This window comes from Aneurinibacillus sp. Ricciae_BoGa-3 (assembly GCF_028421645.1).
Taxonomy (GTDB): domain Bacteria; phylum Bacillota; class Bacilli; order Aneurinibacillales; family Aneurinibacillaceae; genus Aneurinibacillus_B.
Window position 1 is genome coordinate 4916905 of sequence record NZ_CP116887.1, and the last position, 26186, is coordinate 4943090.

At 46.1% G+C, this 26186-nt stretch carries 19 protein-coding genes; 12 read left to right on the forward strand and 7 right to left on the reverse strand.

Going from position 1 to position 26186, the window contains the following annotated elements:
* Positions 1-56: 56 nt before the first annotated feature.
* The 6 genes from PP175_RS24915 (at position 57) to PP175_RS24940 (ending at position 8325) form a co-directional block, all read left to right on the forward strand.
* On the forward strand, positions 57-2906 hold the full coding sequence (locus PP175_RS24915; protein WP_442870405.1) for a 2-oxoglutarate dehydrogenase E1 component: 2850 nt from the start codon (positions 57-59) through the stop codon (positions 2904-2906).
* Entirely contained in the window at positions 2899-4290 is a 1392-nt protein-coding gene (gene odhB, locus PP175_RS24920; protein WP_272440869.1) for a 2-oxoglutarate dehydrogenase complex dihydrolipoyllysine-residue succinyltransferase, read from the forward strand. The genes PP175_RS24915 and odhB overlap by 8 nt, the downstream gene beginning before the upstream one ends.
* 45 nt (positions 4291-4335) lie before the next feature.
* Entirely contained in the window at positions 4336-5859 is a 1524-nt protein-coding gene (locus tag PP175_RS24925) for an FAD-dependent oxidoreductase (RefSeq protein WP_272443371.1), read from the forward strand.
* A gap of 151 nt (positions 5860-6010) precedes the next feature.
* Positions 6011-6730: a DUF3298 and DUF4163 domain-containing protein gene (locus PP175_RS24930; RefSeq protein ID WP_272440870.1), complete on the forward strand. Its 720-nt coding sequence runs from the start codon at positions 6011-6013 to the stop codon at positions 6728-6730.
* 124 nt (positions 6731-6854) lie between these two features.
* Complete coding sequence (locus PP175_RS24935; protein ID WP_272440871.1) at positions 6855-8057, forward strand: MFS transporter; 1203 nt, start codon at positions 6855-6857, stop codon at positions 8055-8057.
* An 88-nt stretch (positions 8058-8145) separates the two neighbouring features.
* Complete coding sequence (locus PP175_RS24940) at positions 8146-8325, forward strand: small acid-soluble spore protein H (protein WP_272440872.1); 180 nt, start codon at positions 8146-8148, stop codon at positions 8323-8325.
* 38 nt (positions 8326-8363) lie between these two features.
* On the opposite strand, the gene PP175_RS24945 is transcribed toward PP175_RS24940, so the two are convergent.
* The 4 genes from PP175_RS24945 to PP175_RS24960 form a co-directional block, all read right to left on the reverse strand.
* Positions 8364-8906, reverse strand: a complete 543-nt coding sequence (locus PP175_RS24945; RefSeq protein WP_272440873.1) for a GNAT family N-acetyltransferase — start codon at positions 8904-8906, stop codon at positions 8364-8366.
* Positions 8907-9364: 458 nt separating this feature from the next.
* Positions 9365-11707, reverse strand: a complete 2343-nt coding sequence (helD, locus tag PP175_RS24950) for an RNA polymerase recycling motor HelD (RefSeq protein ID WP_272440874.1) — start codon at positions 11705-11707, stop codon at positions 9365-9367.
* A gap of 268 nt (positions 11708-11975) precedes the next feature.
* Positions 11976-13859, reverse strand: a complete 1884-nt coding sequence (locus tag PP175_RS24955; protein WP_272443372.1) for an ABC transporter ATP-binding protein — start codon at positions 13857-13859, stop codon at positions 11976-11978.
* Positions 13843-15588, reverse strand: coding sequence for an ABC transporter ATP-binding protein (locus PP175_RS24960; protein ID WP_272440875.1), 1746 nt, complete (start codon positions 15586-15588; stop codon positions 13843-13845). Before PP175_RS24960 ends, PP175_RS24955 begins: the two co-directional genes overlap by 17 nt.
* Positions 15589-15871: 283 nt before the next feature.
* On the opposite strand from PP175_RS24960, the gene PP175_RS24965 reads away from it, so the two are divergent.
* The 4 genes from PP175_RS24965 (at position 15872) to PP175_RS24980 (ending at position 19830) form a co-directional block, all read left to right on the forward strand.
* Positions 15872-16129, forward strand: coding sequence for an aspartyl-phosphate phosphatase Spo0E family protein (locus PP175_RS24965; protein ID WP_272440876.1), 258 nt, complete (start codon positions 15872-15874; stop codon positions 16127-16129).
* A 134-nt stretch (positions 16130-16263) separates the two neighbouring features.
* Positions 16264-17133, forward strand: coding sequence for a DUF6492 family protein (locus tag PP175_RS24970; RefSeq protein ID WP_272440877.1), 870 nt, complete (start codon positions 16264-16266; stop codon positions 17131-17133).
* Positions 17130-18287 (forward strand): glycosyltransferase family 4 protein, encoded by a 1158-nt coding sequence (locus tag PP175_RS24975; protein WP_272440879.1) that lies wholly within the window; start codon positions 17130-17132, stop codon positions 18285-18287. The genes PP175_RS24970 and PP175_RS24975 overlap by 4 nt, the downstream gene beginning before the upstream one ends.
* 142 nt (positions 18288-18429) lie before the next feature.
* Complete coding sequence (locus PP175_RS24980) at positions 18430-19830, forward strand: hypothetical protein (RefSeq protein WP_272440880.1); 1401 nt, start codon at positions 18430-18432, stop codon at positions 19828-19830.
* Positions 19831-19953: 123 nt separating this feature from the next.
* Here the strand turns inward: PP175_RS24980 and PP175_RS24985 are convergent, their stop codons facing one another.
* Positions 19954-21384, reverse strand: a complete 1431-nt coding sequence (locus PP175_RS24985) for an amidase (protein ID WP_272440881.1) — start codon at positions 21382-21384, stop codon at positions 19954-19956.
* A gap of 111 nt (positions 21385-21495) precedes the next feature.
* Complete coding sequence (locus PP175_RS24990) at positions 21496-22818, reverse strand: MFS transporter (protein ID WP_272440882.1); 1323 nt, start codon at positions 22816-22818, stop codon at positions 21496-21498.
* A 405-nt stretch (positions 22819-23223) separates the two neighbouring features.
* On the opposite strand from PP175_RS24990, the gene PP175_RS24995 reads away from it, so the two are divergent.
* Positions 23224-24816: a phosphodiester glycosidase family protein gene (locus tag PP175_RS24995; RefSeq protein WP_272440883.1), complete on the forward strand. Its 1593-nt coding sequence runs from the start codon at positions 23224-23226 to the stop codon at positions 24814-24816.
* A gap of 210 nt (positions 24817-25026) precedes the next feature.
* Positions 25027-25593 carry a methyltransferase family protein gene (locus tag PP175_RS25000; RefSeq protein WP_272440884.1) on the forward strand — a complete coding sequence of 189 codons (567 nt, stop codon included), beginning with the start codon at positions 25027-25029 and terminating at the stop codon, positions 25591-25593.
* A gap of 164 nt (positions 25594-25757) precedes the next feature.
* Here PP175_RS25000 and PP175_RS25005 read toward each other — a convergent pair whose 3' ends face one another.
* Positions 25758-26165 (reverse strand): hypothetical protein, encoded by a 408-nt coding sequence (locus PP175_RS25005; protein ID WP_272440885.1) that lies wholly within the window; start codon positions 26163-26165, stop codon positions 25758-25760.
* Positions 26166-26186: the final 21 nt, after the last annotated feature.

A 26186-nucleotide genomic window follows, 5' to 3' on the forward strand; every position in this document is an offset into this window, starting at 1 on the left:
GGAAAAGTAACATTGAGTAGTTCTGCATCTAGAAAAAAGCTGGAGGTGTCATAAACTTGGCCCGCAACGATATGGGAAGCAATACACCGTGGCAGGATTTGTCTGGTCCAAACCTGGGGTATGTACAGCAGCTGTATGAGCAGTATCTCGAAGACCCGCAAACAGTGGATGAACAGATGCGAGCACTGTTTGAGAGGTGGGGCGCGCCAACCCTGCCTCAGAAGGAGCCGTATGCGATAGCAAGCCAGGAAACCCTGGATATGTTAGGCATTATGAAAAAAGCCGTATCAGCCGTGAAATTAATTCAAAATGTTAGAATTAATGGCCATCTGGCAGCAAGGACCAATTCATTTTCCGAAAATAAGGAACACCTATTTTCGATCGCGAACTATGGTCTGACCAGAGAAGATTTAGAATCCATCCCTGCAAAAATCGCCTGGTCCAAAGCACCGGACGAATTTCGTACGGCATGGGATGTAATTGAGTATCTACGACAGGTTTACATAGGTTCAACTGCATATCAATTTACACACGTTAACAATGTAGAGGAGCGACACTGGTTAAATCATCGGGTCGCAACCCTTCCGCTGAAGACGTCCATGTCCCGTGAGAAGCAGCTCGCACTGTTGCGCAATCTCATCCAGGCTGATGAATTTGAACAATTCCTGCATCGCACGTTTGTCGGCCAGAAGCGCTTTTCGCTTGAGGGGTTAGAGGTCCTGGTGCCGATGATGGACGAACTGATTCGGCAGGGTGCACACGATGGTGTCCGCCATGTTCTGATAGGCATGGCCCACCGCGGCCGTTTAAATGTGCTTGCTCACATTTTAGGCAAGCCTTATGAAAAGATTTTTTCTGAATTCCATCACTCACCCAATAAGGAACTGGTTCCTTCTGAAGGGTCAATGGGCATCAATTACGGCTGGTCAGGCGATGTGAAGTACCATTTGGGAGCAGACCGTGAAATTCAAGAGGATAATGCGGCACGCATAAGGTTAACACTTGCAAATAACCCGAGCCACCTGGAATTCGTAGATCCCGTTGTGGAAGGCTTCACACGTGCCTCCCAGGAGGATCGGAAGGTGGCCGGGCAGCCTGTACAGGATACAACGAAAGCGTTAGCGATTCTGATCCATGGGGATGCGGCTTTCCCGGGTGAAGGCGTAGTCGCGGAAACACTGAACTTAAGCCGGCTTAAAGGTTACCACACCGGGGGTACCATCCACATCATCGCCAATAACCAGATTGGTTTTACCACTGAAAGCGGAGATTCGCGATCGACTCTTTATGCCAGCGATTTGGCAAAGGGGTTCGAAATTCCAATTGTGCATGTTAATGCCGATGACCCCGAAGCGTGCCTTCAGGCGATTTCACTCGCCTATGAATATCGGAAAACGTTTAAGAAAGACTTCTTAATTGATTTAATGGGCTATCGGCGGTATGGCCATAACGAGATGGACGACCCCAACGTGACACAGCCTTTGCTCTACGAAAAAGTATCGAAACATCCGCGCATCCCTGTTTTATATGCGGATAAGCTGAAGGGAAATGGCGTGATCAGCGAACAGGATGCAGCCAGCATTAGGCAGGATGTGCAGAACCAGCTTAAAAACGCGTATGAACAGGTGAAAACCGATCAGAAAGAAGAACACGTCCCCTACCACTTGGACAAGGATGAAGACGAGTTCAACATTAAAACAAGCGTTCCAGCCGCCAAACTGGCTCAGTTAAACAAAGAGCTGTTAACCTGGCCGCAAGAGTTCTCGGTCTATCCTAAATTAGAGAAGATCTTAAAGCGCAGAGAACAGGCACTCGAAACAAGCATCGACTGGGCACATGCGGAAACGCTCGCTTTCGCCACCATCTTGGCCGATGGAACTCCCATCCGCATGACTGGCCAGGACATCGAGCGGGGAACTTTTGCCCAGCGCCATGTTGTTCTGCATGATTATAAGACAGGGAAGACGTTCACACCGCTGCAGCATCTCAAGGACGCAAAAGCTTCGTATGCTGTTTATAACAGTCCGCTGTCCGAAGCATCCGTGCTGGCATTCGAATACGGCTATGACGTGCTGGCTAAAAACACACTGGTGTTGTGGGAAGCGCAGTTTGGGGATTTTGCCAATGCGGCGCAGGTCCACATTGATACATTTCTTGCCCCGGGCCGGGCTAAATGGGGACAAAAGTCGAGCCTGGTGATGCTGCTGCCGCACGGCTATGAAGGGCAGGGGGCTGAACACTCCAGCGCCCGTCTGGAACGTTTCCTGCAGCTTTCAGGAAGCCAAAACTGGACGATCGCCAACCTAACAAGTGCAGCCCAATATTTTCATATTCTGCGCTGGCAGGCTTCAAGGGTTGGAAGAGAGGAGGCGCGGCCACTGATCCTGATGACGCCTAAAAGCCTGCTCCGCAACCCGCGTGCAAGTTCCAGGCTGTCCGAATTAAGTGAAAGCGCCTTTAAGCCGCTGTTAGAGCAGCCCGGCCTGGAGGCACACGCGGCGACTGCAGAGCGATTAATCCTTTGTTCAGGTAAAGTGGCGATTGACTTGGAGGCGGAATGGGAAGCACTGAATGTAAACAATGAAAAAATTCATATGGTTCGCGTAGAGCAGCTCTATCCACTGCCATCCAAAGCGATTCGGGAACTGCTTTCCCGCTGCACCCAGCTTAAAGAAATCGCGTGGGTACAGGAAGAGCCTAAGAATATGGGGGCTTGGTCCTATATCGAACCAAAGCTAAGGGAATTAGGTAGTGTGCATGTACGGTATATTGGACGGCCCGTTCGCTCCAGCCCGGCAGAAGGGTCTCCGGATGTTCATAAGGTCGAACAGCAGCGCATTCTAAGGGAGGCCCTTTTTCTTACGGAAATGAATACAGGTAACCCAGGAGGGGATAATCGTGAGTGAAGTAAGAATTCCGGAATTGGCTGAATCAATAACAGAAGCAACCATTGTGAATTGGCTAAAGGCAGAGGGTGACAGGGTTTCGCAGGGGGAAGTCCTGGCTGAATTGGAGACTGATAAAGTTAATGTGGAACTGAGTGCGGAACAAGATGGAACGCTTACAAAAATTTTGCGTGAACCGGGCGACACCGTTCAGGTAGGAGAAGTGGTGGCCATTATCAGCCAGGGAGCTGGCAATGAAGAGGGCACGGCTGCCTCTCCTGATATCGAGGCTGTTCCTGCTGACGTTAAGGCTGCCTCTCCTGATATCGAGGCTGTTCCTGCTGACGTTAAGGCTGCCTCTCCCGTGCAAACGCCCGCCCCGGCTCATGTACCATCCGGTATCGAAGCAAACGCTGCACAGCCGGCATCTACTGCAAATGCAGTACGTTCCGCATATGGCGAAGAAGCCGGGGCAGACACCCATGGAGAGGGCGGCAGGCTGGCCACCCCTGCTGCACGCAGGCTCGCTAGAGAATTGAACATCGATATAAATCAGGTAAGAGGCCAGGATCCGCTTGGCAGAATCACAGTTGAGGACTTCAAGGCGAATCAAACCGGACAGCCACAAGCACGACAGGCAAAGGCTCCTGCTGCCCAGAACCGGCAGGCAGGCGGAAAAGCAGCATCATCCGGCAGCTTCGATAAACCGGTGGAGCACATACCGCTCACAAGGCGCCGCAAAACCATTGCCGAGCGGTTAGTGAATGCACAGCACACCGCTGCAATGCTCACCACATTCAATGAAGTGGATATGACCGCGATCATGGATGTGCGCAAACGCCGCCAGGAGAAATTTGTCAAGGAGCATAATATAAAGCTGGGCTTTATGTCTTTCTTTACGAAAGCAGTTGTCGGTGCGCTTAAATTCTTCCCGCTACTAAACGCGGAGATCAAGGAAGACGAAATTCTCGTTAAGAAATTTTATGACATCGGAATTGCGGTTTCGACGAATGAAGGACTGGTGGTGCCTGTTGTGCGGGACGCGGACAGGCTGAGCTTTGCCGGATTGGAGCAGGCAATTGCCGGGCTGGCGGAGAAGGCCAGAAACAAAAAACTCGCTTTATCCGATCTGCAGGGAGGCACGTTTACCATCACCAATGGCGGAACATTCGGCTCCCTGTTGTCTACCCCAATACTTAACGCACCACAGGTTGGCATTCTCGGCATGCACAAGATTCAGCTGCGCCCTGTTGCGATAGATAAGGAGCACTCAGAGAACCGGCCCATGATGTACATTGCACTGTCGTATGATCACAGGATTGTAGACGGCAAAGAAGCTGTCGGTTTTCTTGTAAAGGTAAAGGAACTACTGGAGGATCCGGAAACACTGCTACTGGAAGGTTAAGATACATTTTCTTATTGGAGGAAACCTGTAATGGATAGCCATGCTATGGACAACAAAGCAATGCCTCAATTTCCGGATTCATACTGGAGGGAGTCGGTCAGGCTCCCCGCCTTCCCTAAACTCTCCGAAGATATAACGGTGGATGTGGCCATCGTTGGGGCAGGCATCTCCGGTATTACGACCGCCTATTTGCTTGCGAAGGAAGGGGTAAAGGTAGCCTTGATTGACGCAGGCCTTATTCTGAACGGGACAACGGCTTCGACAACGGCTAAAATTACGGCGCAGCATGACATTATTTATGACCAGTTCATTCACCAGTTAGGCGAAGAAAAGGCTAGGCTATATTACGAAGCGAATAAGGATGCGCTTAGGTTTATTCGAAAAGCCGTTCAGGAGCACAGCATTGAATGTCAGCTTACAAAAGAAAATGCCTACCTTTACACCAGTTCCGATTCTGCTATCGAAAAACTGGAGAAAGAGTTTGCCGCCTATAAACAGCTGGGAATTCCCGGCGAATTCCTGGACAGCCTCCCTATCCCAGTACCGGCAAAAGCCGCTGTGGTTATGAAGGATCAGGCTCAGTTTCACCCGCTCCAATACTTAACTGCGTTGATGCATGCTTTTATTGACGCAGGCGGTTCCATTTACGAAAACACAATAGCGGTTGAGGCTGACCTAGGATCCAAGCCAAAAGTCATTACGCGGGATGGGCATAAAATTACATGCCAGCATGTCATCGCCTGCTCCCACTTTCCTTTCTGTGATTTACATGGGTTTTACTTTGCGAGGCTGTACGCGTATCGATCGTATGTACTCGGTGTAAAAACCGAAAAGGAATTTCCGGGCGGGATGTACCTTAGTGTTGATCAACCATCTCGCTCATTGCGCTATACGACCATGGGAAATGGAGATAGACTGGTGTTGTTTGGCGGTGAAAACCATAAAACAGGCCAGGGAATCCCCACAATTAATCACTACGAAGCTCTTCAAGATTTTGCCGCCGGAACCTTCGGCATAAAAGAAATCCCTTATCGCTGGTCCGCCCAGGATCTGGTGACCCCGGATAATGTTCCATACATTGGCCCTATCACATCCAGCGAAGAAAACATTCTAGTTGCGACTGGCTACAGAAAGTGGGGAATGACCAATGGAACGGCTGCAGCGTTGTTGCTACGTGATTTAGTGCTGGAAAGGGATAATCCATACCGGGAACTTTATGCCCCATCAAGGTCAAGCACCGGACAGAGCATTAAAACGCTTATCGTAGAGAACGCGGATGTGGCCAAACACTTAGTTGAGGGCAAAGTTGAACTCATTCAGATGAGGCCAGAGACCTTAGTAAACGACGAAGGGGCGGTAGTCGATATTGGGAGAAGAGCGGGTGCATACCGGGACGAGCAGGGCACACTGCATATGGTTGAAACCACCTGTACACACATGGGGTGTGAAGTCGAATGGAACAGTGGGGATCGCACATGGGATTGTCCCTGCCATGGCTCCCGCTTCTCGATAACGGGCGAAGTTATCGAAGGGCCTGCTGAGAGGCCGCTGGAAAAAATAGAGGAGTAAACAAATCCTCCACTCATCATTGGGTGGGGGATTTTACATTAGCCGGCTATTCAAAACTTTCTTTTTTTATTATAGTAGAAGAAGCAGCATTTTCCATCATGTTCCATGCTGTTGCAACATTAAATTTGGCTAGCGCGCAAGGAGGAGTGTAATGAAAAGACTGCTATCTGCCGTTTTGCTTTCAGCTGCAGCAGCTGGCACCTGTATCGGGGCAGCGCCCATTGTATATGGTGCTCCGGCTGCTGTAACCAGTTCCCAAGTTAAAATTATTTCACAAAGCATGCCTATTAATCTTGAGCATGTTACAGGAAAGATCACGTATCCCAAGTTTGAAGGAATCAAGAACAGCAAGGTACAAAACACGCTTAACACCCTGTTTTTAGCCCATGCCCAGACCGTGAAAGCATCTGCTGTAAAGCTCAACCAAGAAGCACAGGGCTCCTACAGTCCGGAAGCAAAACTAAGTGTAGAGACGCAATATGCGGTAAAACGCAATAAGAATGGCATCGTAAGCGCGGTATTCACCGACTATTCATATACGGGCGGCGCGCACGGGATGTATGACAAAGTGGCGTATACGGTTGATGCAAATAGCGGCAGGATTTATCAGTTGAAAGACTTATTTAAAAAAGGCACAAACTATACGGCCGTTATAAACGCGGAGATAAGGGCACAGTTAAAAACGCAAAAAGAGTACTTCTGGCAAACCCCGTTCAAAGGAATACCGGCTAATCAGCGTTATTATTTAACCAACCAGGGAATCGTTATTTATTTTGGCCTCTACGAATATACGCCGTACGTAAACGGAATGCCCGAATTTTTTATCCCGTACTCTAAAATTTCCAAGTATCTAATGGCAGCTGTTAGGTAATCCTTTCAAAGAAACTCTTACGACACAGAGAGTTTCTTTTCTATTTCCGCGAATAGAGCATTTATTTTCATCCGCATAATATTTATTATATATATGTAAATATTTATATAAAGAAGGCGAATAGATGAATTGGAAACGTACATTAGCTATTTTATGGATAGCTAACTTTATCGCGGTCGCTGGCACAAGCTTAATCCTTCCATTTCTCCCTTTATTTATAGAGGACCTCGGCGTTCACCAAATGGCGGATGTTGAAAAGTGGTCAGGGGCCATTTTCTCTTCCCAAATGCTTACGGCGGTTTTGTTTCAGCCGTTATGGGGATCGCTGGCTGACAAATATGGGCGAAAACCCATGCTTCTGCGGGCCGGAATTGGGATGGGGATCATGACCATTCTTATGGGGTTTGTTCATGCACCCTGGGAATTGCTTGTTCTCCGGCTAATTAACGGTGTGTTCTCCGGTTTCATTTCCATGTCTATTTCCCTGCAGGCTTCCATTACGCCAGATGAACATTCAGGAAAAGCATTGGGAACCTTACAAACCGGCCAGATGGCAGGCACACTTATTGGACCGCTTATCGGGGGGGTTCTGGCTGAAGTGCTTGGTTTTCGGGATGTCTTTATTTTAACGGGTTTATTGCTTCTCCTGGCTAGCATCATCGTGATGATTCTGGTTAAAGAAATCGTGCCTGAGAAAGCGGCCAAAATGGAAAACGATACAGAATCGCACAGCTGGCGGCTTCTTATTCCGCTTATTCCTGTGTTCGTTGCGACAACCGTTACCCAATTGGGCATGATGTCCATTCAGCCTATTCTTACAATTTACACCAAGACGGTATACCACGGCGCCCACCTGGCATTTATTGCGGGACTCGTTGTCGCCGCTTCCGGTGTAGCCAACTTAATCGGTTCCCCTCTTCTTGGACGGTTTGGCGACAAAGTTGGGCAGCGAAAGATTTTAATTGTTTCACTCGTTATGGCGGGATTGTCCTTCCTGCCTCAGGCATTAACCAACAACATTACGGTTCTGATCATTGGCCGTTTCTTGCTTGGCTTGTTTGTAGGCGGTATGCTGCCATCCTTAAATGTATTGGTTAAGAAGCTGGCTCCGAAGAATATCCAGGCGAAAGCATTCGGCTTCAACTCCAGTGCCCAATTCCTCGGCAACTTTCTTGGTCCGCTCCTGGGGAGCTCGGTTGCAGCTGCGTATGATATCCGGGATGTCTTCTATATAACCATGATCATTCTTTTCCTCAATGCATTGCTGATTGCATGGAACCGAAAATTGGATGTCCCTGTAAGCAATAAAATCTCCCATCAACCTTAAGATGGGAATTTTACTGCGTGCACTTTTTTGAATAGGCAAGCCGCTTCCTGTAAATATTAAAGCAATAAAAAATAAGGAGGTTATGTTCATGAATGCACAGCGGGCTAAGGAGATTACCACATCACCTCAGGTAGTAGATGTTACCTTTCAGGGGGTTTCCGTATATATTCAACACGTTGACGAAAAGAAAGAAACAGCAAGAATTTACCCGCTTGATCACCCGGAAAAAGAGCAGGAAGTGCCGTTAAACAGCCTGCAGGAACGCTAACGTGTAGATGGCCAAGGACACGGCAGCCATGGCTCGTGTTAGATAACTTCGCTCATGGCTGCTTGCGCTTCAATGTGCATGGTGTAACGAACTTTTTGAATATAGTAAAATTCATACATGTCGGCGTTTGCATGATTATGCACAAACGAGTGCTTCGGATTTTCGTTTAGCCGTTGACAGTAAGGCAACTTTTCCGCTGCTGTACGGGAACGGACATTTTCCTTGCGAATTCGCATATAAACCGTCTCCATTTGATGCTCATAGAACAATTCACTTAAAAACGCCTCTTTTGCGGCTTGGTTGTAGCCCTTCCCAAAATACATCTTACCAATCCATGTGCCAATAAAGCCTGCCCGATTTTCAATGTCGTATAAAGTAATCGTGCCAATCGGATGCCCGCATTCGTCAAGAATTGTGCGGGATATTAAGTTACCCTGCTCTTCTTGTTCGATTATTTGCTTCGTGATAAATAGGAACTCCCCGAAGGAACTTGCTTTGTGACGCACGAATGGGAAGACAGCAGGATCACTCATTAAATCGAACAAAACACGGCAATCCGACAACTCACGTTTTTTCAGCACAATGAGTCCCTCCAGGTATACTAGATCAGTGGGTCTCCCCTAAATTATCTACCCTTATTGTACTTTTTTATCAAGGCGGAAACGTTGAATTAATGTAAAGGAATGATAAAGTTTTAGGCTTGCTTAATAAGAATAAACATCGCGGACATACCGCTCTGTCCCTTCCCCCCGCAGAAGTTTTTTCGGCCGCTTTCTGTCACAACGGGCGGACCGCATTAGGGAATCTTGGCTATCGGCAAGCATAGCGCAGGCGATAGCCTTAGATTCCTTTATACCGTTTAGGTGCAACATCTGGGTATCTCTTTAGCGTTTTGGGGATCATCCGGTCCCCGGGTAAGAAATAGCGCTTTAAAGTAACATTAATTTCTTTATGGACAAGCAAAGAGAAACTAAGGCTATCGACCTTCACCTACGGTTTGGCGTCAGCCAAGTTTTCTAGTAGGCTATTCAAGCTAACGTTAACTTTGCAAGTGATAGGTGTCCGCGGAGACGCCAGCGATAAACGGGCTCATTTCACCAAGGAAAAAAATGTGCAGTTCGTGCATCGCCCTTGTACAGGCCGTATAGAATAGCCTGCGTTCATTTTCCCTTCCGTATTGTTCCAGTGAACCATTGTAAATGATCACGGCATCAAACTCGACGCCTTTGGCCAGGTAAGAAGGGATCACCAGTACACCGGACTCGAACGATGCGGTTTCCTTTTTGATAAGGCGCAGCGGCACTTCGTTCCTGAGGGCATCGTAGGCTTCCTCACTTTCCTGAGCCGTTTTGCAAATAACAGCAACCGTTTCGTGGCCAGCAGCCTGGAGTTCCCTGATCTTTCCGCTAATAAACTGAGCAAGGTGGGGTTTGTCTGCGGCCTGTTTAACCACGGGCTTACTACCTTCACGGTTAAAAGGTTCAATCTCTTCCCCACCTTCAATCATGCTGCTTGTAAACTCAATAATTTGGCGCGTAGAACGATAGCTTCGCTTTAATACGATGGTCTCAGCCTGTTCGGCTTCATATAAGGAAGCCAGGGCCGAAAACGCTTCGCCCGAGCCGACATGCGCAAAGATAGCCTGGTTCAAATCACCAAGCACAGTCATCTTGGCCCGTGGAAACAACCGCTTAATAAAAGCAAACTGAAAAGGGGAGTAATCCTGCGCCTCATCGATAAATACATGGCGAATAGAAGTATTGGTCTCAAAACCCTCGATTCGCTCCTTCAGGTAAAGATAAGGCACTGCATCTTCGTAAGCCAGTTCAGAACGCTCAAGCCTATCCAATGTCTGTGAGCAAATACCGGGCCAATTCCCAGAGGCCGGCGCTCCATCAAAACGGGCTATGTAGGCCGGTTCTGCAAATAACCGCCGGTATATAGCCGGAATATCTACAAACCCGAGCCTTTTAATACGTGCCCGGATTGGCTTCAAACGCTCCTGCACAACAACAGAAGCCAGCAGTTCCTTTTCCCGGTCAAAGTCGTTGAACGTATCCTCTGTGTATTGTTTTTTGCGGCGCAGTTTCTGGTACGCGCGCGCATACGTCTCCGTATCAAGCAATTCGATTTCATCTTCAACCCATTTTTTCTTTCGTTCCCTGCGCGCCTGCTCCTTTAATTCCTTCAGAAGCCATTCGCTTAGCAGCTTCATGCGGTTCGGGATTGGCAGGGATTGCTCCATACGGTAGAATTGCCCGGCTATATCTGCAGCAGAAAACAGGATCTGGCCGCGGAATTTCACATCTTTGAATACCATTCCTCCCCGTCCCAGAGCCGCAGCATATTGCTCAATAACGTGCATGAAATCCGCAGTTGCCTTATAGCGGATTCCCTCGATACGATCTATATAACCTGGTTGGTCCATAGCCGTAAGCGTGTATTCCATCTGCGTAAACGGGTCTTCAAGCCGAAAATTTTTACCAAGCCGCCGCTCCAGATATTCCTGGAACGTTGCCTGCTGCATGTTTTCCTCACCCAGCTCCGGCAGAACTGTCGAAACGTAACTGTTGAACATTGGATTAGGCGAGAAGAGGACAATATTTTCAGCTCGCAGCATGCCGCGATAGCGGTAAAGCAGGTAGGCCACACGCTGCAGAGCTGCAGACGTTTTGCCACTCCCAGCAGCTCCCTGCACGACAAGCAGATGGCTTTTTTCGTTTCGAATAATTTGGTTTTGCTCTTTCTGAATGGTCGCGACAATGCTTTTCATCTGAGAATCTGCCTGTTTACCAAGTACCTGCTGCAGCAGCTCGTCGCCAACGGTGATGCCCGTGTCAAAAAGGCTACGAATACGACCATCGCGGATAACATACTGCCGCTTTAAATCAATGGTTCCCTTTATTGTGCCGCCAGGCGTTTCGTACTGCGCCGGTCCCGGCGGGTAATCATAGTAAAGGCTTGATACAGGCGCTCTCCAATCATAAACAAGAAAGTTCTCTTCCGTCTCATCCATGAGTGAAGCGGTACCAAGGTAGATACGCTCAGTTTCATGCCTACCGGCCTCCACAAAATCGATTCGGCCAAAATAAGGTGACTGCCTCAGCCTTTTTAACGCCAGCAGCTGATTGCGCGCATGACGATGGCTGCGTTCCCTCTCGGACAGTACCTCCACCTGTTGTTTAATACTTGCATGCGTTTCCGCTAATTCGTACACATCCTCAAGATTAACGGTAACATCATCCCAAAAGTTCTTTCTTATTTGCACAATATCGAGCTTTGTCTCGCTGACATGCTGCTCCAGCTTATCGAGCCGCTGATCAATAATGCCAATAACCCTGTCAACCCGCTGTTGCTCTTTCTGCCAATTCTGCTTCTCCATATCCCTGCCCCTCCCTTTACTTAAAAACCTGGCTGCTGCCAGAAAAGATTTGACAGACCGGATTCATTGTGTTATTATTATAATGGATAATTATTTTTATCAACATTAAAAAGCGGATGTTTTTTCAGTTTAGCATAGAATACTGTGAAATTCAATGGAAGCTACGCCATACATATCGTACACAAAACGGAGACGCTCATGTAACGTCTCCGTTTTTTATTTTTACCCCATCTGACACTAAAAAACAACCGGGAAGGCCAATCAATATTTAATCCAGGACACCCTCTATGTTTTTAAACTGGTTCATAAACATGCGATAATACAGCCCTTGCTGCTGAATGAGGGCAGCATGGTTCCCTTCTTCTGCGATGTGCCCGCGATCGATAACCATAATGGTATCTGCATCCCGAATCGTGTTGAGCCTGTGGGCAATGATAAAGCTGGTCCGCCCCTGCATAATGTTTAACAAAGCTTCCTGTATGTGAAGCTCGGTACGGGTATCGATGCTGCTGGTGGCTTCATCCAAAATAAGTATGGAGGGCTTAGCCAGAATAACCCGTGCAATGGCCAACAGCTGTCTCTGACCCTGACTTAAGTTTCCCCCGTTTTCTGAAAGTACGGTGTCATATTGATCAGGCAGACGCCCAATAAACACGCTGGCGTTTGCCATTCCCGCCGCTGTCTCCACCTCTTCATCTGTAGCATCCGGCTTGCCGTATTTTATATTCTCTCTAATTGTTCCCGAGAATAAATACGTATCCTGCAGCACAATACCGAAGCACTTCCTTACACTGTCCCTTGTGTATTCCCGAATGTCCCTGCCATCGATTAAAATCCTTCCCCCGGTTACATCATAGAAGCGTGTTATTAAGTTGACGATCGTTGTTTTACCGGCTCCTGTAGGGCCAACAAGCGCTGTACTGCTGCCTTTTTCCGCATGAAAACTTACATTTTTTAATATAGGCACATCCGGTCTATACCCAAAACTAACCTTATCAAATGCGACATCACCCCGGGGATTTTCCAGTACGATTGCACCCGGCAAATCCGCAGGTTCCTCGCGCTCATCCATAATCTCAAACACCCGCTCCGCGCCGGCTACTCCCGATTGAAGGACATTAAAAATATTGGCCAGATCATTCAAAGGCCGGACGAATTGCCTGGAGTAGCTTAAAAAACTTGCAATAATGCCAACTGTAATGAGGCTTTTCACAGCTAGAATACCGCCCACAATTGCTACTGCGGCGAAGCCAATATTGTTGATGGCATTCATAAGCGGCATGAGAAAGCCTGACCAGATTTGCGCCTTCAATCCTACGTCACACAGCCGCGAATTGACTTCATCAAACTCCGCGATTGCTTTTTCTTCATGATTAAACGCTTTAACAACCTGTATACCTGAAATGGTTTCTTCCACGTGGCTGTTCAGTCTGCCAAGCTGTACCTGTTGTTCCTTGAATAAAGAACTTGTTTTTCTGGCGATGGTGCGGGTGAGCAGGAAAACGAGCGGTACGGTGATAAAACTCGCCAATGTGAGCGCAGGGCTTAGCCAGAGCATCATAATAAGCGAACCTGCTATCGCAATCAATCCCGACATTAACTGTGTGGTTGACTGAGATATCGTCGTACTGACATTATCAATATCATTAGACAATCTGCTCATCAGTTCCCCGTGTGGATGTGTATCAAAAAAAGCAACAGGAAGCTTCTGGAGTTTTGCAAATAGCGCTTCTCTCAGCCTCATCACAATTTGCTGGGAGACACCCGCCATCAGCCAGCCCTGCAGAAAGGTCAGCAGTCCATCGACAACATACGTCCCAACAAGGGTTAGAACGGCAATGCCCAGCACATTAAAGTTAACGAGGTGCCTGGGACCGGACATAGCATCAACGGAAATGCCAATTAAATAAGGCCCTAGAAGCGTAATCACCGAATCAACCACGATAAAAAGGAAGATAACCGTTAATAATGTTCTTTGTTCACCAAAGTATGACCATAACCTTTTAAGCGTCCCTTTCAGATCCTTTGGTTTAACAATGGGTCCACCTCTGCGAAATGCGCCAAAGTTTCCCCCAGGCCTGCCCGGTCTATTGACGATGGAATAATCGCGTTGGGTTTTACTTTCTTCGTGCTGCTCATTCTGTTGGGACATCATGCGCCACCTCCCTGCCTAACTGTGACTGAAATATCTCCCGATAAACCTCACACGATTTCATTAGTTCCGCATGTCTGCCTATGCTAACGATTTCACCGTTATCGAGTACAACAATTTTATCCGCGTCCATCACAGATGTAATTCGCTGGGCAATAACGAGACAGGTAAGACCTCTCGCATAGGTCTTTAGCGACTCTTTTATTCTGGATTCCGTGGCCGCATCAACCGCACTCGTTGCATCATCTAGGATTAGAATTTCGGGTTGTCTTATGAGTGCCCTGGCGATAGATATACGCTGCTTCTGTCCCCCTGATAAGTTCACGCCCCCCTGTCCGAGTCTCGTGTTATACCCCTCCGGAAAGGAAGAGATAAAATCGTGGGCTTGCGCAACCCTCGCCGCCTCCTCAATTTCGTCTTGCGTGGCATTATCCTTTCCCCACCTGAGGTTATCCAGTATCGTGCCGGTAAACAGTATGCTTTTCTGGGGAACGATCGCTATTTTCTCTCGTAGCTTCTTCGGATCTGTTTTTGTCACATCTTGCCCATCTACTTTTACACAGCCTGATGCCGCATCATAGAAACGGGGGATGAGGCTTACCAGACTGCTTTTGCCTGATCCTGTAGAGCCAATTATGCCAACCGTTTCGCCCGGCATACAGGTCAGCGTAACATCCTTAATGATCGGTTCGCCTGCTCCCCTCTCAAAGGAGAAGGATACGTGCTCAAAGTCTATCCTTCCTTTTATCTCCTTACATCCCACAAATTCATTGCCCCATGTCATATAGTTTTGCACCGCAAAGACTTCATCGATGCGGCCGGCAGACGCCTTCGCTCTGACAAACATATTGAAAACCATCGAAATCAACATCAGAGAGAAAAGGATCTGCGTCATATAGTTGATAAACGCGATAATATGCCCGACCTGCATCTGCCCCGTGCTCACGCCCAGCCCTCCAAGCCAGAGAACCGCGATAATACCGAAATTAACGGTAAGCGCGATTCCAGGGCTAAACACAGCCATTACCCGCATGGCTGTGGTGGATTTTAATTGAAACTCTTTATTGGCTTCATTAAATTTGTCTACTTCATAATCAAACCGGTTGAAGGCTTTTACGACTCTCACCCCGGACAAATACTCTCTCATTGCGCGGTTCACCCGGTCAAGCGCCTTCTGGACATTGATAAAGAAAGGGAAGCCAATTCGCATATTGCCGATAATTAATAAGCCAACAATCGGAACAACTATGGCAAGCACGACCGCTAAATGGGGATTTAAACGGATAGCCATAATCAGGCTGCCTGCGCATAATAGCGGAGCTTTCACAAACACCCGCATAAGGCCGTTCACAAACATTTGCACCTGTGACACGTCATTTGTCAGCCTTGTGATCAGAGAAGCCCTGTCAAATCTATCAATATCTTTGAATGAAAGCGTTTGTGTCTTTCTGTACAGGTCTGCGCGTAAGCCGGCCCCAAAATTTTGTGATACATTACTTGAGATGACGTTACGTATCGATGCCGCAGTCGCGCCTACCGCTGTAATAAACAGCATAAGCCCTCCCATGCGCAGCACATAATCCATCTTCCCGCCGGCCACGCCGATATCGACGATTTTGGACATGATGGTTGGCTGCATCAGATCGCACAGTGTCTCTATCGTTAAGAAAACAACAGCAAGGCAGAATAGCCTACCGTATGTTTGTATGTATTTTTTAAAAAAGCCCATATGGGATCACCTCCCCGGTCCGTGTTATCCTCATCTTCCTCCTCCCATTTTACTTCAATATGGTTCCGGCAGCTTCAAAAATAATGCTGGAAGTGTTTTAAGTAGTTAACTCGCCTCACATTTTACTATCCGTTCACATATGTCAACATAATTAAAAATTGAACAAATTATTCATAAATGCCGCAAAAAAGCAGCTTCCATTTAATTCAATTATGTGTAGAATAAATACATAACGATTTACTGGATCTTTATACCTAGTTATCTGGGAAGGGGACTTTATCTAATGTGCCAGCTACAACGACGTCATTTAAAAGAACCACAGCTTGTTTCCTTGAATGAGAACGTCATTGTTGAATGGTCACATATGGAAACTCATTCTGTAATTGGTGTAGATGCGTTACTTATTATTGTAGAAGAATTGCGGATACAATTAACACAGTTAGTCATTAAGAAGGGAACCTTTTTAGATGAGGAAGTTGTACAGCTAAGCCAGCATTTAGACAAATATGTCTTACTTATTCAACAACTTCAAAGTATTTAGCCCTTCCCTTTATGCCTCTGGCTTTGCAGGCTTCCCCGTTATCCACACATTTTTTTCATTATCCGCTTTAGTACAATTGCTTGCATCTACCCTGACATACCATGGTGTAGATACTTGCAAATGGAGATGAAAAAATGTCACTTCGACCAAACAACCAATACATGAGCAGGACAAAAATTGATGTGCTAATACCCGCTATTGAGAAGGACTTAAAGGTTCTCCCTTTTGTGATTGATGGCGTAAGAAAACATGTAAAACACCCAATTGGCGATATCCTGATCGTTTCCCCTAACAGTGTAAAAATAAAACAGCTATGCAAGCAAAAGAACTGCAAGTTTATAAATGAAAACTTCGTCCTTCCGATTACGAAAAAACATATTAACTACCGCACAAATAGGTGGAATCGATCTGGCTGGCTTTTTCAGCAATTTTTAAAGCTAAGCGGCGATAAATTATGTTCCCAGAAGTTTTATCTGGTTATCGATGCTGACACAGTGCTCACTCGCCCTCATGTATTCAGACAAAATGAGAAGACCGTGTTTTACTGCAGGGGTTGGAGCCGGCCTGAGTATTTCAAAACATACAGAAAACTGCTGGGTAGAAATAAAACCTCAAGCCGCTCATTTGTTACCCACTACATGCTATTTGAAAAAGCAAAAGTTGCTAAGCTGAAAAAGGCTATTGAAACGAGGCACAAAACAACTTGGTTTGGGGCCATTCTCCGAAACATTGACAGATCAAAACAAATTACCTTCTCCGAATTTGAAACGTATGGAAACTTTCTTCATGCCAATTTTCCTGGCCAGCTTATTTTAAAAAGGGCACTAAACAAGGCAATAAGCAAGCGCGGTATCAAGTTATCACTAGCCAACCTGGAAAAAGCAGCAGGCTATGCAAGATCGGTATCTTTACATGAACGCAGAGTTTATTTTAAGAGGGTTAACGTTACAAAGAAAACGAATGTCAAGACAAAGGCTATTGTGAAGAAGGGTATAAGGAGATGACAAATTATCAAGTCATTTGGCAAGGCCCTATTCACAGAGCAAGTGGGATTGGGAAAGCGAGTAGAGAGTATGCTCTTGCATTAAGCAGGCAGGGTGTTAATGTGAAAGTACTCACCAATATGAAAACACAACGAACGAATACAGCAGCACTGAACCCTTTAATAAAGAAGCCGTATGCTAGAAATAAACGCAAGGTTTTAATCTATCACCATTCCCCTAACACAATCAATATGCAAAAGGAAAGAAAGAGGTTTACGTATATCATCCTCAATACGGTTTGGGAAACGACAAAAATCCCCAATAACTGGTTTCCAAACATAAATAAATTTGACGCCGTAATTGTGCCATCTCTGCAAAACAAGAACGCTTTGATCAACAGTGGTGTTAAAGTCCCCATCTATATTGTGCCGCACGGTGTTTACGCGAATCAGTTTAAGCCAGCGAATCCAAAGCTCTCTATAAAGAATACAGAGGGAAAGTTCGTATTTATTTCTGTGTTTGGCTTTCAACACCGCAAAAATCCCGAAACGCTGCTTAGGGCCTATTGGAAAGAATTTTCCCAAAAGGATAAAGTGATACTGGTCATCAAAACAAATGGTTACAGGCGGCACGAAACGCACAAATGGATAGAAAAACAAATTTCAGCTTACAAGAAACAACTGGGGTTTGGCGCCAGGACAGCTCCGATTGTTATACTTACAGGTTTTAAAAATCTAAATCAGCTTAAAGGGCTATACACGCGTGGAAATGCATTTGTCCTGCCTACCAGGGGCGAAGGGGTAGGTTTGCCTTTTCTCGAATCACTGGCAAGCGGTGTTCCCGTTATCACCACCAGGTGGGGAGGACACATGGACTTCTTAACCAATAGAAACGCTTTTTTACTGGATTATAAGCTAAAAAGACCCGCAATTAGCATGAACAGCCGCCACGCTATATCACAAAAGTTTCGGTATCTGTTCGCGCAGAAAGGACAACTATGGGCGGAACCGGATATCCATAGCCTGAAGAAACAGATGCGATATGCTTATGCCCACCCCGGCGTTTGCAGAAAAAAGGGACAGCAAGGCAGAAAGGATATCCTCAAACTATCCTGGAACCGCGCTGGTATCACCATGAAAAAAGCGATAGAAAAGGTGATCCGGGAAAAAAGATAGCCCTCAACGTTTCCCTATAGTTGGCCAGCTGACGTTAATCCAATCCGTGCCAATTATAGGGAAAAGCTTCTTTAGGCACTCTATGCCGGTTTGCTTTTAAAAAATAGAGTGTGGTATAGTTGAAAAAAAGGGAGGTATCGATATGAGTGATTCCCACAGAATGAAATGGAACATTAGACCCTCAGCAGAAACTTCTCAAGGCCGAGTTCATCGAGTCGCGATCTATCTTCAAAGTAAAGTGTTGGAGATTATCGATTCGAATAACTCGGTTTTTTATTTCATCTATTTTAAGAACATCTTAATTGGCGGAGGAAAGGTTGAACAAATAAAAGAGGCAACCTTTCTGGACAAGGTATGGGCACAAGGCATCTTACTTGATACTTCCCATCCTCTTTTTCCCGTGTTCCTGCCAAAAAACCGAAATGTTCACGTCCCTGATGTCAGCGATGTATTCAATCACTTACAGAATCAGCTATCACTGCCAGAGGTTGCCCTTGCAGCCACTTACATGGATAATTTTATTGAACAGCAGCAGCTGGTCAGCATCATTCGGCAAATTTTTGACCACTTTAAACGAAACGGGCAGTTTTTTAACGCCTACCAGATTGCAAAAATACTGCTCACCTTCTCCCCGGAGACAAAAGCGATACAAGAAATCATTCGAACATCCGAGTTTGAAAAGCACCGCAAAGCAGAGCAAAAGAGTCTAGACGCCTTCCTTGAACAAGCTCCCCTGCTTATGGAATCGTTGTGCTATCAAAACCGCAGCGAACGAAAATACGAAATCAAACTCCACGAACTGCTTAAAGCACAATCACGCCCTCTTGAACGAGTCATCCTGTTCATGAATCTCTTTGAAATGAAACATGACTTCTATGCTTATGATGAATTTATTCGTTTACTGCAGGCCGTGCTAAATCCGGATGAACAATATAGCGTGCTAAACTTTCTGTGTAAATGTTCAGCCGCCTACCCTCCATTGACTCATGACCTTCTCCAGGAGCAAATCCGTTTACAGCGATATCCCGAAGCTTTAGCTCTCATGCTTAATCATATTTCTACCCTCTCGCCTGCCCACTATAAGATGATTGAAACCATCATCGATCACGTGGATACCCCTTCCCTATTAGCGCTAACCGGCATCAATCAACTTATTAGCCGCCTGCACCCAGCTGAACCTGAACAAAAAGAAGCCCTTGTGCGCCGAGTGGTTGGCGGCTTGCTTAAACAATTGGATATCAATGAAGTACAGGCGTGGCTGCAGCCGATAAAAGAAACCAGCCCTGATCTGCCGGTATTTGATGAGCTCCAGCAGCTGCAGGCATTATCAAATGATCTCGACCATCTGATGGCGCTCGGGGAACTATACTACCAATTCGGCCTGCTCGATAAATCCATTGAGTGTTTCACATGGGAGATGGAATTAAGCCCGACTGCGCTTGATCCAATACGCTGGCTGAGCAAAGTATATCAGGAAAAGGGGATGAAAGAGGAGTCGGACAGTTATAAAAATCTCTCCATACAAATGGCAAAAAGGGCATGAGAAAACCATCGCGGGCCATGCCGCTCTCTCCTTTCCCCTCATAGAAGCTTTTACGGCCGCTTTGTGGAACGACGGACGGATCGGCAAAACATAACAAAAGACCTCCTGCTCGGAGGTCTTTGCTTATAGTGGGGTTACGGATAAATTTTTATCCAGGAACCCTTTAAAATTGACTGCACGCTCGAATGCACTGCCGAACTGGTACAGTAAAGCTTCGGCAAATGATGGGCCGATTAGCTGGATCCCCATAGGCAAACCTTCCGAAGAGTATCCACAAGGCAGAGATAAGCTTGGCAGGCCTGTTGTATTGGTTGGCCCTGTTAAGCGCAGCAGTGACGCAGGAACCGGCGCTGTCTGCCCTTCGATCTCAACCTCACGCTCATCGATTTTTGTTGGAAGGATCGGAAGCGTCGGCGTAAGCAGCACATCCACTCGCTCAAATGCTTCCTTAAACGAATTTAGAATCTGCCTGCGAACCTGCTGGGCCTCTACATATTCATAGCCACGCGCGGTGAAGCTGGCTTCTAAACGCTCCAACACTTGAGGATGGAATTTATCAGGACAGTCTTTTACATGATGTTGATGTATGGCATACGCTTCACTTTGAATTGTCTTCAGCTGGGCTAAGGAAATTTGGTTCAGATTTTGAATCTCCACATGCTCGATTGTTGCTCCCAGATCACGAAAGATTTCAAAGCTGTTTTCCACTGCCGAACGAACTTCAGGCTGAAGCTGATCGTAATAGAAGTTGGTAGGAATTCCAACCACTTTTCCTTTAATCGATTCACCAATTAACCGCGTAAAATCTTCAGTATCCCGCTGTACGGAATAATCATCCTGTGCATCAAAGCCTGCTAATACATTGAGTAAGAGTGCGTTGTCGTAAACTGTTCGCGTCATTGGACCAACGTGATCTAAAGTAAACGCCAACGGATACACGCCGTGCTTGCTAACACGGCCAAACGTAGGCTTCATGCCCACTATTCCACAAGCAGAGGACGGAATCCGGATCGATCCGCCGGTGTCTGTACCCAGGGCGCCAAAGGCAAGTCCCGCTGCCACTGATGCTCCCGAGCCGCTGCTGGAGCCGCCTGTTATCCTTGTTGTATCATACGGATTTCGCACAGCGCCGAAATAAGAAATATCACCGGTAGGGCCGTAAGCAAATTCGTGTGTATTTAATTTTCCTATGATAATAGCTCCGGCCTCTTTCAACTTTTGGACGACAGTGGCATCTATTTCAGGAACAAAATCTTTATAGATTTCTGATCCCATCGTAGTGCGGACACCCCTGGTGAAAATTAAATCTTTTAACCCGATCGGCACCCCGTGCAGAGGACCTTTATAATTTCCCCTGCTAATCTCTTCTTCCGCCTGCTTAGCTGCTTCGAGTGCTTCCCCATCGCATACCGTTATCACGGCATTCAAGGTTGGATTTAACTGTTCTATGCGTTCCAGCAGCGCTTGTACAACTTCAACCGGAGACAGCTTCTTTTCCTCGATATGCTGGGATAACGTATGCAAATCCATCCGAACTATATCGCTTGTCGTCATCTGTAATCTCCCCTCTTTATTAGTAGAAAACTCACTCAATACGATGCTGTTTAGTTCATATGACTGTCTATTTAAATTATAAAACCCCCGCATGCACGAGGGTAGATAAATTTAAACTGCTTTATTATGTGTAGCGTTAATAATGGTTCTTTTACCAGGCTTAACGAATAGCATCGCGATCATCCCAATCACAGATGCTACAGCAGCAGCCACAAACATCGCGGTGTATCCATTGCTTGCAACCAATGCGCCTGTCAGTGTAGGAGCAACTACAGTAGCAATGTTGGTAAAGAAGTGAGTCACGCCTCCGAATGTGCCTGCGCGGGAAGGTTCGGTATCAATAATGACGGTCCAATATACAGAGTTAGGCAGGAAGTTAAATGCATTTCCGATCGCCATAAGGGTGAGCACAGCCCCTACACTATGGACGGTAGGAATAATCATGAAACACACCGCAGTCAACAGCAGCGAAACAACCGCTAATCCGGAGCGGGCTACTCGCAGGCTGCCAGTCTTGCGGCGTAAAGCATCGGAGATTTTTCCTCCAAGAAGTACGGTAATACAGGCGCCGATCCACGGTATCATGCCCAGATACCACAGGGCAGACAACTTAAAATTAAACGTATCCTGCAAATATTTCGGCGTCCAGGTTAAAATTAAGAAGTTTACATATTGGAAAGCAAAATAGCCAATGGCATTCATCACTAAAGTAGGATTTTTAAAGAAGTGATACCAGGGAACATCTTCCTGTTCAGCCTGTACCAATGTCGTTTCACTGCTTAGCAAGTCGGCATCCGAACGAATCTCGGCCAATTCTGCCGCTGTCACCTTCGGGTGCTGTTCCGGACGGTTCGTAAACATCTTAGACCAAATGAAAACCCAGATTAACCCAACAATACCGAGAATAATAAACATGCTCTTCCAGCTTAGAAAAGAAAGTAAAGCCACCGCTACTGGCGCCGTCAGAAGCGCACCAAGCGGAGTTCCTAAAAGGCCGATTGAGGCTGCGAAGCCTTTTTCCTTAGGAGCGGCCCAGTTAGCCATCGTGCGGTTAATCGTTGAAAAGATTGGACCTTCTGAAAGACCAAATAAGATACGAAACATAGCGAAACCAACCAGAGCCGATCCACCAAGAAGAGCCATACCAATATCACCTGCAAAGGCAGTCCCAATTTCAAATAAAGACCAGAGCGTTCCGGCCAATAGCCAAACAAACTTGGGTCCCTTTTTGTCGGCAAGCGCGCCACCGAACAAAGCGCCAAACATGTAACCGTAACCAAAATAACCTAACACTTCACCCCATGATTTTGGATTCAAACCAAACTCTTTGATGATGGTGGCTTGTGCGTAAGAAATGGCACCGCGGTCAATGTAGTTGATGACTGTCATAAAAACTATCATACCCATAATAAAAAAACGATAATTGCTCTTCATCCACCTCTAGCTCCTTTCCCTTCAACTCCATCGTAAGCGTTTTCCTTTTCGTGTGTTTATTTATATTTCTATGCTAAAAATAGTATAGCACATTTCGTCTATTTAGAGTACATATTATGTCAAAAAATAGACACAAATATGGTCGAATCCTAGCGAATATTCCCCGGGAAAACTCTCAACTGTTATTCGTCCGGATTATATTCAGTTATGGTTAAAGTTAAGATCGAATTTACATAAATACCAACATAGCTTCAAAATATGATCCCAATTGATTAATATTGTTTCTCTATGATTTTACTATCGCATGATTACACAGCGGAAGGGACAGTTTAGGAATCTATTTTTGATAGAGACTACTCTTTCTTTTTCAGAAAATACGGGAACCTAACAAGGAGGAACCACCAAATGAAACGAAACAAAACACGATCCTCTCGTAGTATTTTTGCTTTATCCGTAGTTGCGGCTATGGCCGTAACTCCTGTAGTTTCACCTGTGATTTTGCCCCAGGTTGGACAAGCCTCAACATTCAAAAACCAAACACTTCAGCTTGGTGCAGCCAATCTTAAAGAGACCCGTGAGAAAACAAATCTTGCACCGGGAGTTACATACACGCACATTGTCCGCGGGACTCAGTCGCAAAAAGATGTCTACATCGTCGACGTTGCATTTCTGAACACACGTAATGAAGCAGATGCTTTGGTTCAGCGCCTGAAATCTGATGGTTGCGAACCCAGAGTTGAAGTGATCTCGAAACGGGCTGCTGACGATCCCCAGCATGGACCACTTGGCTATCTGGTTCGTGTTGGATCTTTTAAAACGGAAAGTGAAGCGAACAAACTTCGTGATGACCTAACGGCAAAGGGATATCAGAATCTGCATGTTGTGTATTCCGGGGAGGATGGAGGGAATACAACGGGTCCGTGGGTTGTTAACGTACTTGAAATAAACCCCAAGCAATTCAAAGGCAGAATTACGCCTGATCTAGGCACAGAAATTATCCCGGATAGAGAAAAGGTAAGCAGCATAGCGGCCAGAACCCATGCTCTTGCCGCTACAAATGGCGGTTATTTCGTAATGGGTCCTAGCGATGGTACAGAAGGGGATCTTGCCGGTGTTTCGATGATTAATGGAGATCTGATCAGCGAGGCGGTAAATGGCAGGACAAGCCTGATTCTTTCCGGCTCAGGAAAGAATGCTCGGATTGCTTCTGTTGTGACGCAGCTAACTGCAGCCGCATCAGATGGGGCAAAGCGGGATATTAACGGATTAAACAGAAAACCTGGTTTGATTCGGGATGGCGGCGAGCCGGGTGACCTTCCATCGGACAAACCTAAACAGGATTTCACATTTACAAATCCGAATGAACTCATTCAGTTTACTTCTAAATTTGGCCAAACCAGCGACCCCGGCGAAGGGGTAGAGGCTGTATTAGACGCAACCGGAGTGGTGATTGAATTCCGTGATCATCGCGGAGGAGCTATTCCGAAGGACGGATCGGTATTGGCCGGGACTGGGAATGCGGTTGATTGGCTGCGCACTCATGCGAAAGTAGGAATGAAAATAAACGTAAAGAAAGAAGTTCTGGCAAATGGATCGGAACTTCGCGTAAACAACACAACTGGAATCGTTAACGGCGGACCCCGCTTGCTTGCAGGTGGCAAAGTAAAGATTCCAGCTATGGCAGAAGGTTTTAATTGGCCGGATAATCCGGAGTTCTTCTACAGATTCGGTGAGCGCCGCAATCCCCGGACTCTTGCTGGTGTGAAAGCGGATGGAACCATCTTGCTCGTAACTGTGGATGGCCGCCATCCAGGCTACAGCGTGGGTGCAAGCTTCGAGGAAAGCGCGCAGATTATGAAATCGCTTGGGGCGACTGATGCCCTCAACCTGGACGGTGGTGGGTCTACGACGATGACGATTGGTTCGAAATTGATAACCCATCCGTCAGACTCAACAGGCGAGCGTCCGGTTGGGGATGCCATCGTAGTTTTACCTTAATAGATTGCCAGGAGATTCGCTCTAACTAGTGTGGCCGCCTCTTATTTGTGAGGCGGCCTTTTTTCTGTCATTTAGCACTCACTCATAACTTTTCTTTGGTTGTTCTTCTTTTATTACCCTAACAGTAGTATTTGATATATAGTGAAGTTATAGGAAATTTCAAATTATTGTTCGCACAGTGCCGTTATTCATTTCCGTGAGGTGGCAAAGATGGATATTGGAATTCCTTTTTGGATTGCTTTTTACATTTGGATCGGTTCGGAGTTTATCATTGCAATACGAAATAAACGTATGCGTGGTACAATAACGGCCAGCAAAAAAGACAAAGGTTCCCTGTTTATTATCCTGGTTGGTATTTGGTTAGGCAGCGCAATCGCTTTTCAACTGCATTTTTTCCATTTGGGATGGGTTGGCCAATCGATTGCTAATATCGGGACAATTATGATGATTGCGGGAGTCGCATTTAGGCTGTGGGCAATCCGAATCCTGGGGAAACATTTTTCGCTCGCGGTTTCCGTCGATGATAATCATACAATGATTGAGAAGGGACCTTATAAATATATCCGTCACCCTTCGTATACAGGTACACTTGTTACGCTCATCGGATTAGGGCTTGGTTTAAATTCCTGGCTTGCATCCTGTGTTTTGCTTGTGATATTTGCGATCATTTACGGTTACCGCATTAAAGTGGAAGAAGCCGCGCTTGCAGCACAATTTCAAAGAGCATACGAAGAATATAGGAAGCGTACTTGGCGACTTATTCCATTTCTATACTAAATAAATAAATTGAAACTTCAAACACGTATTACTTGGCAATACTAGAATTACTCAATTTCTAGGCATATTATCTCTAATATTGATTCTGATTTTTCACTAAGTAACACCTTGTAATGCAAAGTATTACTTAGGGTGACATGATTTATTTTGCAGTAACCTATTAATTAAAGCCATGAGTCTATATCTTCGTCGTCAATATTATCGTCAGCAAAAGTTTCTTCAGTTTTTTTCTTATCCGACACGGATAAATGGGATGTTCCCGATTCAACTTGTAATGAAGTATTAAGTTGTGCAACATTATCCTTAGTAGCGGATATGTTCAGGCTCTGAGAATTTTCAATTGCATTTTCATTGTTAGGAGAACTAGGTAATTGTTTAAATGCAATTGCTCTCTCAGCTGGAATATGATTTTGTAAATTTCTAATTCCATTAACTGTTACTTCATTTTCAATTAGATAACGAATAGAATCCATTAAATTGGTTTGACAGTTAATCCATTCTATTATAATAGGGGATTCATTCTTTTTGGTTTTTAAGCTGATATTATCACCCTGTTTTTTGGGCTTTTTCATACAACTGGCCCCCTTTGCAAC